The 13,005-nt window shown below is 56.7% G+C and carries 13 protein-coding genes; 8 read left to right on the forward strand and 5 right to left on the reverse strand.

Features of this window, described 5'->3' with window-relative positions; translation table 11 throughout:
- Nucleotides 1-75: 75 nt before the first annotated feature.
- Complete coding sequence (locus NP77_RS19975) at nucleotides 76-1,092, reverse strand: lipoate--protein ligase A (RefSeq protein WP_039661410.1); 1,017 nt, start codon at nucleotides 1,090-1,092, stop codon at nucleotides 76-78.
- Nucleotides 1,093-1,323: 231 nt separating this feature from the next.
- Here NP77_RS19975 and NP77_RS19980 point away from each other — a divergent pair, with 231 nt between their 5' ends.
- The 5 genes from NP77_RS19980 to NP77_RS20000 all read left to right on the forward strand — a co-directional run bounded on the left by NP77_RS19980 (nucleotide 1,324) and on the right by NP77_RS20000 (nucleotide 6,637).
- Nucleotides 1,324-2,235: a DMT family transporter gene (locus NP77_RS19980; protein WP_039661822.1), complete on the forward strand. Its 912-nt coding sequence runs from the start codon at nucleotides 1,324-1,326 to the stop codon at nucleotides 2,233-2,235.
- Between the two features lie 146 nt (nucleotides 2,236-2,381).
- Nucleotides 2,382-3,611 carry an MFS transporter gene (locus NP77_RS19985; protein WP_039661411.1) on the forward strand — a complete coding sequence of 410 codons (1,230 nt, stop codon included), beginning with the start codon at nucleotides 2,382-2,384 and terminating at the stop codon, nucleotides 3,609-3,611.
- Between the two features lie 26 nt (nucleotides 3,612-3,637).
- Entirely contained in the window at nucleotides 3,638-4,699 is a 1,062-nt protein-coding gene (locus NP77_RS19990) for a sugar phosphate isomerase/epimerase (RefSeq protein WP_039661412.1), read from the forward strand.
- A 68-nt stretch (nucleotides 4,700-4,767) separates the two neighbouring features.
- Nucleotides 4,768-5,748, forward strand: coding sequence for a LacI family DNA-binding transcriptional regulator (locus tag NP77_RS19995; protein ID WP_039661413.1), 981 nt, complete (start codon nucleotides 4,768-4,770; stop codon nucleotides 5,746-5,748).
- Between the two features lie 163 nt (nucleotides 5,749-5,911).
- Nucleotides 5,912-6,637 carry a pirin family protein gene (locus NP77_RS20000; RefSeq protein WP_003855194.1) on the forward strand — a complete coding sequence of 242 codons (726 nt, stop codon included), beginning with the start codon at nucleotides 5,912-5,914 and terminating at the stop codon, nucleotides 6,635-6,637.
- 39 nt (nucleotides 6,638-6,676) lie between these two features.
- Here NP77_RS20000 and NP77_RS20005 read toward each other — a convergent pair whose 3' ends face one another.
- From NP77_RS20005 to NP77_RS20020, 4 genes are read right to left on the reverse strand one after another with little or no spacing between them, the layout of a single operon-like run.
- Complete coding sequence (locus NP77_RS20005; RefSeq protein WP_003855192.1) at nucleotides 6,677-7,498, reverse strand: alpha/beta fold hydrolase; 822 nt, start codon at nucleotides 7,496-7,498, stop codon at nucleotides 6,677-6,679.
- A gap of 48 nt (nucleotides 7,499-7,546) precedes the next feature.
- Nucleotides 7,547-9,175 (reverse strand): MFS transporter, encoded by a 1,629-nt coding sequence (locus tag NP77_RS20010; RefSeq protein ID WP_003855189.1) that lies wholly within the window; start codon nucleotides 9,173-9,175, stop codon nucleotides 7,547-7,549.
- Nucleotides 9,162-9,584 carry a DoxX family protein gene (locus NP77_RS20015; protein ID WP_039661414.1) on the reverse strand — a complete coding sequence of 141 codons (423 nt, stop codon included), beginning with the start codon at nucleotides 9,582-9,584 and terminating at the stop codon, nucleotides 9,162-9,164. Before NP77_RS20015 ends, NP77_RS20010 begins: the two co-directional genes overlap by 14 nt.
- 2 nt (nucleotides 9,585-9,586) lie before the next feature.
- A complete protein-coding gene (locus tag NP77_RS20020) occupies nucleotides 9,587-11,464 on the reverse strand; it encodes an amidohydrolase (protein WP_039661415.1) in 1,878 nt (625 codons plus the stop codon).
- A gap of 286 nt (nucleotides 11,465-11,750) precedes the next feature.
- Between NP77_RS20020 and NP77_RS20025 the strand changes: the two genes are divergently transcribed.
- The 3 genes from NP77_RS20025 to NP77_RS20035 are packed head-to-tail and all read left to right on the forward strand — an operon-like array spanning nucleotide 11,751 to nucleotide 12,985.
- On the forward strand, nucleotides 11,751-12,443 hold the full coding sequence (locus NP77_RS20025) for a hydrolase (RefSeq protein WP_033742913.1): 693 nt from the start codon (nucleotides 11,751-11,753) through the stop codon (nucleotides 12,441-12,443).
- Between the two features lie 60 nt (nucleotides 12,444-12,503).
- Nucleotides 12,504-12,728, forward strand: a complete 225-nt coding sequence (locus NP77_RS20030) for a DUF1427 family protein (protein ID WP_008924691.1) — start codon at nucleotides 12,504-12,506, stop codon at nucleotides 12,726-12,728.
- Nucleotides 12,729-12,730: 2 nt separating this feature from the next.
- Nucleotides 12,731-12,985, forward strand: coding sequence for a XapX domain-containing protein (locus NP77_RS20035; protein ID WP_039661416.1), 255 nt, complete (start codon nucleotides 12,731-12,733; stop codon nucleotides 12,983-12,985).
- Nucleotides 12,986-13,005: the final 20 nt, after the last annotated feature.

Consider the following 13,005-nt stretch of genomic DNA (forward strand, 5'->3'; position numbering starts at 1 on the left):
TTGTCTTTTACGGAATGCTGTTAAGGAGAAGATGGCCCGCGACAGATTTCTAAACGGGCAAATGAAAACAACTGTTCAGCGTAGGCTGGCGACCAGCCAGTGCTGCAATTCTGTCAGCTCTGCCTGTTGCAACGGGAAATCCGCAACCAGCTGACTCAGTACCGGTTCAAGGGCGTCTGGGCGGTAAGTGACGTTTTGCATCCGTTGCGCCAGTGCTTCAAGCGGCGCAGGATTGAGACTGTCGCTGAAAATCTGACAACGAGTGATCACGCCACGTTCAACATCGAAGTGGATTTCCACACCGCCCCAGGCAAAACGCTGGTCAAGCAGATGCGAGAAGTCAGGTGCCTGACCGAAATTCCACGCCCAGCTACTCTGCCGCGCGAACTGTTCTGTGAAACCCGGCAGGTCGGGCAAGGCTTCAGGCGAAATCATCTCTGGTTCACAACGTTCTCCGTAATGATCGAAAAAGGCGTCAGTCACTGCTGAGCAGATCGCCTGATAGCTGATACCCGGTGCTAATTCTGCCAGATTGGTTACCCTTGCGCGGACCGACGTAATCCCTTTGGCCTGCAATTTTTTCACATCAGGATTAAGGTAGTCCGCCAGCCTGCTTAGATCGGCATCCATCAGGATAGTGCCGTGATGAAAACCCCGGTCCGGTGTTTCGCGGTAGGCGGAACCGGAGATTTTACGCAGTCCCTCAGCGGTGTTGACCACTAAATCGTTACGTCCGGACGCTTCCGCCGGGACATCCAGCGCGTTAAGTGCACGCAGGATAATGGCGGTCGAGACGCTTTTATCATACTCCGGCTTGCCAGCCATGAAGGTAAAACAGCAGTTGCCGAGGTCGTGAAATACCGCGCCACCGCCGCTGCTGCGACGCGCCAGCCGGATACTATCTTCTTCCATACGTCGCGTGTTGCACTCTTTCCACGGATTTTGCGCCCGTCCGATTACCACCGTTTCCGCATTACGCCACAAAAATAGCACGCGCTGGGTGGCGGGCATCTGCCGGAAAATGCACTCTTCTACCGCCAGATTAAACCAGGGGTCGTTAGATTCAGATAGCAGTAAACGCAGCGTGGACATCGGAGACTCCTGTTCCTTAGAGAAGCGGCCCATAGAGCAGGGCAGAAGGAAGAGTGTACCAGCAGGGACGCCGATCCACATGCCAGTTCATGCCGTGACGCGGCGGCAAAAAAATATAAAATGCCGTCTGTAACGCAATCACGGCAGATCACAGCATCGCATTGTGCCAGTATGGTGGTTGAGAGTGCTGATTCTCCTGCTAATTTTCCCCATGATGAGATCAAAAACCCTATGAACGCTTCCGCTGGCATAGCGATGAAGATCACAGCTGCGTTAAGTTCAACGCTGATGCTGGCTTGTGTTAAAGGACTGGATGGCGCAATCCCGGTCGGTGAAGTGATATTTTTCCGTTCAGTGCTGGCATTGGTCCCACTGTTAATCTGGCTGAGTTTTCAGGGCAGCATACTGGATGGCATTCGCACCCGGAATATTCGCGGACATTTTGTGCGAGGACTGGCCGGAACCGGCGGCCTCTATTTCAGTTATCTGTCGCTGCTCTACATTTCCCTGACCGATGCCACCGCGATTAACTATGCTGCGCCGCTTTTTACCGTGCTACTGGCGGCATTGTTTCTGCGTGAAAAAGTCCGGCACCATCGCTGGGTGGCAGTTTTCACCGGTTTTAGCGGCATCCTGGTGATGTTCTCCGGGCATCTTACCCTGACGAGTCAGGCCACATTCTCGCTCTCATCCTCAGTGGGCATTCTGCTGGCGTTAATGGCAGCCTTATGTACTGCCTGTGCACTGGTTCAGATTCGGTTTCTTAACGGGAAAGAGAAGCCCGGTGCTATCGCATTCTGGTTTGCTGTCACCACGGCGCTAACCTCGCTGGTTACGCTTCCGGGCGGCTGGAAAGTCCCTCAGGGTAACCAACTGGCATTACTGGTGGGATGTGGACTGCTGGGCGGTATCACGCAGATCCTGATGACCCTGAGCCTGCGGTACGCAGAAGCCTCACTGCTGGCGCCGTTTGATTACACGACGTTGATCTGGTCGGTGGCGGTGGGCTATCTGCTTTTGGGTAATCTGCCGGCTTCCACCACCGTTATCGGTGCAATTCTGGTGGTGATCGGCGGTCTCTATTCGGTGTTGTATGAGCGATATCGCTTCCGGAAAGCACGGGTGGTTGATGCCACCAGTTGACCTCCCGACACCATCGTCTGGCATCGTTGATACCCGGATGATAACGCTGCGTGAATAATTTGTGATCGGGGCAGGAGAACCTGTTACGGTAATCGATTACTTTCACACCATCAAAAAGTAATCGATTACTTATTCACGAGGTTTCCATGATTGCAACGGTGCAGGCGCGCGCAGGCCAGCGGGTGCAGCATAAGCTGCTGGTGCCGCGACTCTCTCTCATGATGTTTATGCAGTTTTTTATCTGGGGCAGCTGGTCGGTCACGCTGGGGCTGGTGATGACCCGACACAATATGCCGTTGCTGATTGGTGATGCGTTTTCAGCTGGACCTATCGCCTCAATTCTCTCGCCGTTTGTGCTCGGCATGCTGGTGGATCGCTTTTTCCCATCACAAAAAGTCATGGCCGTGATGAACCTGGCGGGCGCAGTCATCCTCTGGTTTGTGCCACAGGCGCTGATTGCGGAGAACGGCGCGCTGCTAATCGCGCTGTTATTTGGCTATACGCTTTGCTTTATGCCGACGCTGGCACTCTCAAATAACATCGCCTTTCACAGTCTCGCCAGCAGTGAGCGGAGTTTCCCCATCGTCAGAGTCTTCGGCACCATCGGCTGGATCGTGGCGGGGATCTTTATCGGCGTGACCGGCATTGCTGACAGCGTGGCGGTGTTTCAGCTGGCGGCGCTCTGCTCGATACTGCTGGCGATTTACAGCCTGACGCTGCCGCATACGCCGGCACCAGCCAAAGGTTTGCCGTTGAAAGTCCGCGATCTCTTCTGTGCGGACGCCTTCGCACTGCTGCGACAGCGTCATTTCATGGTATTTGCTCTGTGCGCCACGCTGATTTCCATTCCGCTGGGCACCTATTACGCCTTCACCGCCTCGTGGCTGGCGGATGCCGGTATCCGGGACGTCAGCACGCTGATGTCACTGGGACAGATGTCTGAAATTCTGTTCATGCTGATCATCCCGCTGCTGTTTCGTCGCCTCGGCGTCAAAACCATGCTGCTGATTGGGATGATGGCGTGGTTTGTTCGCTACGCCCTGTTCGCGCTGGGCATGAGCGATGAGACGCGCACGCTGATCTACCTCGGCATCCTGTTGCATGGTGTCTGTTACGACTTTTTCTTCGTGGTGGGATTTATCTACACCGATCGGATTGCCGGTGAAAAGGTGAAAGGTCAGGCGCAGAGCATGGTGGTGATGTTCACCTACGGCATTGGCATGCTGCTGGGATCCCAAATCTCCGGTTCTCTGTACAACCATCTGGTGGCGGGCAATGCCACAGCCCAGAGCTGGGCGTTATTCTGGTGGATCCCCGCGATTGCTGCAGCGCTGATTGCGATTATCTTCTTCTTCTCGTTCAAATACCGTGATTAGGCGATAGCAGGACACAGGAGTTAATGATGAGAACAATTAAGGGGCCGGGCATCTTCCTGGCACAGTTCATCACCCCGCAGCCGCCGTTTAACTCGCTGGAGGGGCTGGGGAAGTGGGCCGCCGGGCTGGGATATCAGGCACTGCAGATCCCCTGTCATCAGCCTGCTATTTTCGATCTTAAAAAGGCGGCGGAGAGTCAGACGTACTGTGACGAGGTGCGAGGGGTGCTGGCCGGTTTCGGACTGGAGATCAGCGAGCTTTCTACCCATCTTGAAGGTCAACTGGTAGCGGTTAATCCGGCCTACGACCTGGCATTTGATAATTTTGCCCCGGCGGCATTACGTGGCGATCCGGCCCGGCGCACTGAGTGGGCTATTGCCACACTGAAGAGGGCTGCGGCTGCCTCAAAGAAGCTCGGCCTGCGTGCGCATGCCACGTTCTCCGGCTCGCTCGCCTGGCCCTGGTTTTACCCGTGGCCACCGCAGCATGACGCGCTGTTTGATGAGGCGTTTGCTGAGCTGGCGCGCCGCTGGCTGCCGGTGCTGGATCTGTTTGACCATCACGGCATTGACCTCTGTTATGAAATTCATCCCGGCGAAGACCTGCATGACGGTGTCACGTTTGAGCGTTTTCTGGCGGAGGTTAATCACCACCCGCGCTGCAATATCCTGTTCGATCCCAGCCATCTCCTGCTGCAACACATCGATTATCTGCAATTCATCGACCTTTATCATTCGCGCATCAAAGCCTTTCACGTTAAGGATGCTGAGTATCAGCTTAACGGGCGCAGCGGCGTTTACGGCGGCTATCAGCCCTGGCTGGCCCGCGCCGGACGGTTTCGATCGCCTGGCGATGGTCAGATCGACTTCAGCCGTATCTTCAGCAAGCTGGCGCAGTATGGCTATGACGGATGGGCAGTACTGGAGTGGGAGTGTTGCCTGAAGGATAGCGAGACGGGTGCGCGTGAAGGCGCGGAGTTTATCCGCCGGCATATCATTCCGGTGTCTGATCGCGCTTTTGATGATTTTGCTCTGGCAGAGAACGGCCCATCAGTACGCCATCAGTTGGGCCTGGATCGTGACACCTGAGGCCATTTTGCAGATTCAGCGGCTGTGTTATGTGGGCGATCTGCACGGATTCAAACAGAAGGAGCGCTATGTCTATACAGAGAATCGCCCGGATGGCGGGCGTCTCGGTCGCTACCGTTTCCAGAGTGCTGAATAACAGCGACAGCGTGAAACCGGCTAATCGCCAGAAAGTCCTCGCGGCAATTGAAGAGAGCAACTACCAGCCCAATCTGCTGGCACGTCAGCTGCGTACAGCGCGCAGTTCAATGATCCTTGTGCTGGTTTCAGATATCTCCAACCCGTTTTGCGCTGAGGTTGTCAAAGGCATTGAGGAGCAGGCGGAGAAAAACGGCTATCGCATCCTGTTATGTAACTCCGGCGCGGACATCGCCCGTTCACGGTCCAGTCTGCAACTGCTCTCCGGCAAGATGGTGGATGGCATCATCACCATGGATGCCTTCAGCAAACTCCCGGAACTGAGTCAGCTGATAGGTTCGGCACCCTGGGTTCAGTGCGCCGAACATGATGATAACGGCCAGATCTCCTGCGTCGGCATTGATGATGAAGCCGCTGCGCAGTCCGTGGTGCACTATCTTGCCAGGCAGGGACGAAAGCGCATCGCGCTGATCAATCACGACCTGAGCTACCGTTATGCCCGCCTGCGTCAGCAGGGCTACACCACAGAGCTTGATGAACAGCAACTGAGCTGGCAGGCCATCGCGTATGCCAGTGCACTGAGTTTCAGTGCCGGTAAAGCAGCAATGAATCAACTGCTTGCTGCTGAAAGCCGGCCTGACGCGGTGTTTGCGGTTTGCGATACGCTGGCCGCCGGTGCGATGGCGGCGATTCAGCAGGCGGGACTGCGGATCCCTCAGGATATCGCCGTGGTGGGGTTTGACGGCAGCGAACTGGCCAGCATGGTCTCACCGCCGCTGACCACGCTGGCTCAGCCCTCGAAGGAGATAGGTCGTCGCGCCTGTGAGCTGGTGTTGCAGATAATTGCCTGGCCCGACGCGCCGCCGCAATCTGTGATTATGCAGGGTGAGCTGTTGGTGCGAGCCAGCAGCTGAACGCCTCACCCGCATACCCTTCATCGGGATATTGTCGCTCATATTGTCCACCTAAATGAGACAGTGATTGCCAGATCAGGTCATTGTGTGGCACTCAGGTTTACTTATATGCTGTTTCCATCGAAGGGCATTCGCACTTCCCGAATCAACGAAGGGGCAGAATATGATTGAGCAAAGATTGTCAGAGCAACGCGGTGTGGGCGATCACGGCTGGCTGAATTCACGTCACACCTTCTCTTTTGCAAACTACTGGGATCCGAAACAGGCGGGCTTCTCCGATCTGCTGGTGATTAATGATGACCGGGTTGCCAAAGGACGAGGTTTTGGCGCTCATCCGCACAGTAACATGGAGATTATCTCTTATGTGCTGGAAGGGGCGCTTGAGCACAAAGACTCAATGGGAACCGGTTCGGTGATTGTCCCTGGCGATGTGCAACTAATGAGTGCCGGTAGCGGTGTGACCCACAGCGAGTTCAACCACTCCGGCACCGAGGGTGTGCATTTCCTGCAAATCTGGGTGGTACCCGCAGAGAAAAACACTCCGCCAGGTTATCAGCAGATCTCCGTCAGCGAAGCAGATAAGCGCGGTAATCTGCGGCTGATTATTTCGCCGGACGGTGAAAATGGGGCATTACGGGTACGCCAGGATATTCGCATCTATGCAGGACTGTTCCAGGGCGATGAGCAGCAGACTATTACACTCCCGGACGATCGCTACGCCTATATTCATGTGGCGCGTGGCAGTGTCAGAGTCAATGGCCTGCAGTTTAATGCCGGAGATGGTGCGCGGGTTCGCGACGAGAAAACGCTGTCGTTCAGTCATGGTGAAGGCGCAGAGGTGCTGTTATTCGACCTGCGCCCGAATGAAGTGAATCATCCAACCCGATAAAACGAAAACTGCGCGGTGAAAGTCGCGCAGTTTTTTGCATCACTGCGCGTTAAGGAACGCCAGCAGATCCTGATTCAGCTGATCCTGATGCGTCACGGCGAAACCATGTGGCGCATTGTCATAGATCCTGAGTTCAGCACCCTCAATCATCTCCGCCGCAACCTTGCCGGTGGTTTCAAACGGCACGACCTGGTCGTTGCTGCCATGAATGACCAGTGTCGGCACATTCACTTTCGCCACGTCGGCACGGAAATCGGTCTCCGCGAAGGCGGTCACGCAATCCACGGTACTTTTGAGTGAGGCCAGCAGCGCGATGTTCAGCGTCTGCGTCATGACACCATCGGAGACGGTCTGTCCGGCATTAGTGCCGTAGAACGGCGTCGCGAACTCTTTGATAAACTGCGCGCGATCCTTGAGCAGGCCATCACGAATGCCTTCGAACACCGACATATCGACACCCTGCGGATAGTCTGCCGTTTTGCCAAAGATAGGTGTAACGGCACCGAGCAGCACCAGCGCCCCGACGCGATCGCTGCCATAGCTGCCGATATAACGCGTGACGTCACCGCCACCCATAGAGAAGCCCACCAGCGTCACGTTCTGCAGGTCAAGATGGGTGATCAGGTCGTTGATGTCCGACGCAAAGGTATCGTAGTTATTGCCGTTCCAGGGCTGATCTGAGCGGCCAAAGCCACGGCGGTCAAATGCAATCACCCGATAGCCATGGTCGGCCAGAAAGTTCATCTGGCTGTCCCACATGTCGGCATCCAGCGGCCAGCCGTGGCTGAACAAAACAGGCTTACCGGTTCCCCAGTCTTTAAAGTAGATCTGTGTACCGTCGGTCGTTTTAAAGGTGCTCATGGTATTGCCCTCTGTATGACGTGATGAATGATGAGAAGGTGTAGCCAGTCACACTGGCGCCACCAGATAGCGAACCTCGGGGAGATTTTCACCCTGATGAAAAGCGAAAACCCGCCGCTCTATCTTTTTGTCGTTGATGGTGTAGCGCTCTTTCTGACGCAGATGCTCGACCCAGGAGCCGACCACAAACGTCTCGACGAAAATACCGGGCTGCAGGATATCTTCATAAAGTGACCAGTTGATGGCGCCACCACGACGTCTGACCCGCCGCATATCCTGCATGCAGACGGTAAAGGCATGTGCATCATCAATAGTAATCCGGTATTCGTAATTTACCATCACTGGCCCTCGTTCATGACGGATATCCAGTGCAGGCGCATTAACGCCATCGCCAACCATATCGAGATTGAGATCGGGATCCTGATCGAGACGCCAGCGCCAGACGGTGCTGCTGGCGAGCACCATCCCCAGCGCGGCGACGCAGAGCGACAGCGGAATGCCGAAGTGCGAGGCGAGCTGTCCCCAGAGGGCGCTGCCTGCGGTCATCGATCCAAAGAACACTGTCAGATAGACCGCCAGCGCACGCGCTTTCACCCATTTCGCGGCGCTCCGCTGTGCGCCAAGATTCAGCGTCGACAGCACCGCGATCCAGGCAAAGCCGGTGAAGAACTCAAAGGCATTCAGCAGCCAGAAGTGCCGCACAAAGGCCAGCGCCAGCATGGTCAGGGCGAAGAGAAGACTGGCGAGCACCATCAGGCGATCGGAGCTTAAGTGACGACGCAAACGCGGCAGCAGCACCGCGCCGGTAATCGCGCCGACCCCGATGCAGGCCAGCATGATGCCGTAGCCGCCAGGGCCGAGGCCCAGTTCACGACGTGCCACCAGCGGCAGCAATGCCCAGCCCGCGCTGCCAAACAGGAAAAACGAGAAGGTTCGCACCAGTACGTTACGCAAGACCGGTGCCGCATGAACGTAGCGAAGACCGGCCCGTACCGCCGGGAAGAAGTGTTCTGGCGGAAGGCGCTGCACGCTCGGATCCGCTTTCCAGCGCCAGAGCACCCAGGTGACACCCAGCACTGACAGCGCATTAAGCAGGAAGACCATCCAGGGGCCGGCGAACGACAGGATCAGGCCACCCAGTGCCGGTCCGATAGCGCGACTGATATTAATGCCCAGGGAGTTAAGGGCAATGGCAGGCCCGAGCTCCGGTTTGGTCACCAGATCCGGCACGATCGCCTGGAACGGCGGCGAACTCATCGCGGCACCTGCGCTCAGTAAAAAGGCAGCGGCCAGCAGCACGCCGGGTGTCACATGACCGGTCCAGGCCAGTACAGTCAGCCCGGCGGCGGCGGTAAACGTCCACAGTTGGGAAAACAGCAAATATTTACGGCGGTCAACGATGTCCGCCATCACCCCGGAGGGCAGTGCAAAGAGAAACATCGGCAGGCTGCTGGCTGCCTGCACCAGCGCCACGGCCAGAGGATCGGCACTCAGCGTCAGCATGGTCCAGTTCACGCCGACATCATTCATCCATGATCCGATATTTGAAACCACAGTGGCGATCCATAACATACGGAACACCGGCTGACGCAGTGGCTGTAACGGCGAAACCTCATTAGTGGGCCGCACATCAGGCTGTTCCTGCTCAACCTGATGAATATCATTAACCTGTGCCATAACGCCTCCCCTTAGGTTTCGCTGCGCCGATGCGCCAGCCGCCTGGCCCGGTCAGCGCCAGCGTGGTAAAGATAATCAGCAGCAGCCAGCCGAACTGGCCTTCCGCCAGTGACCAGCCAGGGTGGACTACCAGCATCGCAACCAGCAGCACCGCGATGATCGGCAGGCACGCAATCCGGGTTCCCCAGCCGAGAATGATAAAAATCGGGCAGATGACTTCCGCCACGATAGCGGGCAGCAGGCTCATCATCGGTCCCAGCCCGAAGGGATCTTCGATGCGCGTCAGTTCTTCGCTGAAATGCAGAATTTTCGGCAGCCCATGTACCTGTAACAACAGCAGGCTGCCGGTCAGGCGCAGGAAGAACAGCCCCGCGTTGATGCGGGGCGAAAGAGCGATAGCATAGTTCATGATTAAAACGCGAAGCAGCTGCAGCCGAGCGCGCCCCAGAAGGCGTTATCTTCGGCAACGGGTACGCTGGATCCACGGGCGATCTCATGCGAGTGGCGATGAACACCGCACGGGCCGCTGCAGTGGTGGACGGCGGGCATCATGCCTGCACGGCTCTGCGCAACCGGCGGAGCACTGCGATAGTGACCCGGCACATTTACCACCGGTGACCACTCCGGCAGGATCGGAATCGCAGGCGGCGCATCTGCGCTGAACGATCCGGCGGCATAGACGATATTGCCATCCACCACGGTCAGCACTGACTCAATGCCTTTGATCTCCTCTTCCGGGACGCTGAAAAAGTCTTTACTCAGCACCGCCAGGTCCGCCAGTTGTCCAATCTTAAGCTGGCCTTTTTTGCCTTGCTCGCTGGAGAACCAGGCGCTGCCCTGCGTCCAGAGCATCAGCGCCGTTTCACGATCAAGGCGGGCACTGACATCATACATCTGCATGCCGCCCACGGTGCGGCCAGAAACCAGCCAGTAGAGCGCGGTCCAGGGGTTGTAGCTGGCAACGCGGGTCGCATCGGTGCCCAGCCCGACCGGCACGCCGGTCTCCAGCATTTTCTGAACCGGCGGGGTATGGCGGGTGGCTTCTATGCCGTAGCGCTCAGCAAAGTATTCACCCTGGAACGCCATGCGATGCTGCACGGCAATGCCACCGCCCAGCTCTTTAATGCGATCGATATTACGCTGAGTAATGGTTTCCGCATGGTCAAAGAACCAGTGCAGGCCATTGAACGGAATATCACGATTCACTTTTTCGAACACATCCAGCATCCGGCTGATCGACTCGTCATAGGTCGCATGCAGACGGAAAGGCCAGCGATGCTCAACCAGATGACGCACCACGCGCTCCAGCTCGTCTTCCATGCCAGGGGCTAAATCCGGACGAGGCTCCAGGAAATCTTCGAAGTCAGCTGCCGAGAAGACCAGCATTTCCCCTGCGCCGTTGTGACGGAAATAGTCGCTGCCCTGACCTGGCGTCAGCATGTCCGTCCACTTTTCAAAATCTTCCAGCTCATGGCCCGGACGCTGCGTGAAGAGGTTGTAGGCGATACGCAGCGTCATCTGCTTTTTCTGATGCAGCTCAGCAATCACTTCGTAATCTTCGGGATAGTTCTGGAAGCCGCCGCCCGCATCAATGGCGCTGGTCAGACCCAGACGGTTCAGCTCGCGCATAAACTGGCGGGTGGAGTTGACCTGCTGTTCCAGCGGCAGTTTCGGTCCTTTCGCCAGGGTAGCGTAGAGGATCATCGCGTTGGGACGGGCGATCAGCAGACCGGTGGGATTGCCGTTGCTGTCGCGCTGGATTTCGCCACCCGGCGGGTCTGGCGTCTCTTTGGTGTAGCCCACCACTTTCAGAGCGGCGCGATTGAGCAGGGCGCGGTCATAGAGGTGCAGCACGAAAACCGGCGTGTCCGGTGCTGCTTCGTTGATCTCATCCAGCGTCGGCATCCGGCGCTCGGCAAACTGGAATTCAGTCCAGCCTCCTACTACGCGAACCCACTGCGGCGAAGGGGTACGCAGCGCCTGCTCTTTCAGCATCCGCAGCGCATCCGCAACCGATGGCACGCTTTCCCAGCGCAGTTCAAGGTTGTAATTCAGCCCCCCGCGAATCAGATGCAGGTGTGAATCGTTCAGGCCGGGCACGGCCGTGTGGCCCTTAAGATCGACCACTTTGGTGCCGTCGCAGTGAAATTCCATCGCCTCTGCCAGCGTGCCGACCGCCACGAACTTGCCATCGCGAATCGCAACCGCTTCTGCCACTGGATTACTGCGGTCAACGGTATGAAATTTGCCATGGGTCAGTATCAGTTCTGCTTTACCGAGCGTAACCATAGATGCTCCTCATCGGGGGTGTCCGGCTTAGCGCGGGACAGGAAGTGCCGCAGATAACAGGGCACGAATAAGCCGGATTATGGTGAGCAGGCTAACGGGGCGTCTAGTTATACAGAGGGATACCTATACCTTCGTATAGTTATACGCAGAGATAATAGTTTGCTGTTGCAGGTCGCTCTACACTGCGACCAGACAGCCAGCAGCAGGGCGATAAACCTGCACTGACCGTCATTTTGCACACGCCGGTTGGCGGAAATTTCGTTACATAACCTCTATGGGTGAACGCATGTCCAACGCTAAGCTTGAAGTCCTCACGCCACATAACAGCCAGATCATCTTCATTGACCAGCAGCCGCAGATGGCCTTTGGGGTGCAATCCATCGATCGCCAGGTGCTGAAAAACAACACCGTTGCGCTGGCGAAGGCGGCGAAAGTCTTCAGTATCCCCACCATCATCACCACGGTAGAAACCGAAAGCTTCTCGGGTCACACCTATCCGGAGTTACTGGATGTGTTTCCAGGGCTGGATATTCTGGAACGCAGCTCAATGAACTCCTGGGATGATCAGAAAGTGCGTGATGCGCTGGCCGCCAACGGGAAGAAAAAAGTCGTGGTTTCTGGCCTCTGGACCGAAGTGTGCAACAACAGTTTTGCGCTCTGCGCGATGCTGGAAGGCGGCTACGAAATCTACATGGTTGCAGACGCGTCTGGCGGCACGACTAAAGAGGCACACGACTACGCGATGCAGCGCATGATTCAGGCGGGTGTGGTGCCGGTAACCTGGCAGCAGGTGATGCTGGAATGGCAGCGTGACTGGGCCAATCGTGACACTTATGATGCGGTGATGAACATCGCCAAAGAACATTCAGGTGCTTACGGCATTGGTGTCGATTACGCCTACACCATGGTGCATAAAGCACCATCACGTCAGAAAAGTGAACACCGTACCCTGGCACCGGTTCACGCACCGATACGCTAAGGCATCCAGCTGATCGGCGGAAAATCGCCGATCAGCTGAGTGGCATAACAGGAGCTGGTCATGAATCCTCTACTTGTTTCCCTGGCTGCCGGGGTGCTTATTGGCCTGCTATATGGCCTGCTAAAGGTGCGGTCACCGGCACCGCCCGCGATTGCGCTGCTGGGTCTGCTGGGGATGCTGTTGGGTGGGGCGCTGGTGCATGCGGTATCTCCCGCACAAAAGCCTGCAATTGCCTTGCTTCAGCCTGATGTTCATCCCGTTTCATCCTTATTGCGGATAAGCTGAACATGTTGAAATCCTGCGTTATTTCTCTCGCGGTGGGCCTGCTCGCCGGGGTAATCTATGCCCTGATCAACGTCAACTCTCCGGCGCCGCCCGTCATTGCTTTGGCAGGGCTGTCTGGCATGCTGGTGGGTGAACAGTTAATACCGCTGGCTAAACGTCTGTTCAGGCGACAGCCGGTGACGCTGAAGTGGTTCCGCCATGAATGCATGCCAAAAATCAGTGGGACACCGCCACCCGAGGGTGATAACACGCCTTAAGTCCTCGCATGCCACGCGGT

Origin of the sequence: Pantoea sp. MBLJ3 (assembly GCF_000816655.1) — a bacterium.
In the GTDB taxonomy this organism is placed as follows: domain Bacteria; phylum Pseudomonadota; class Gammaproteobacteria; order Enterobacterales; family Enterobacteriaceae; genus Pantoea; species Pantoea eucalypti.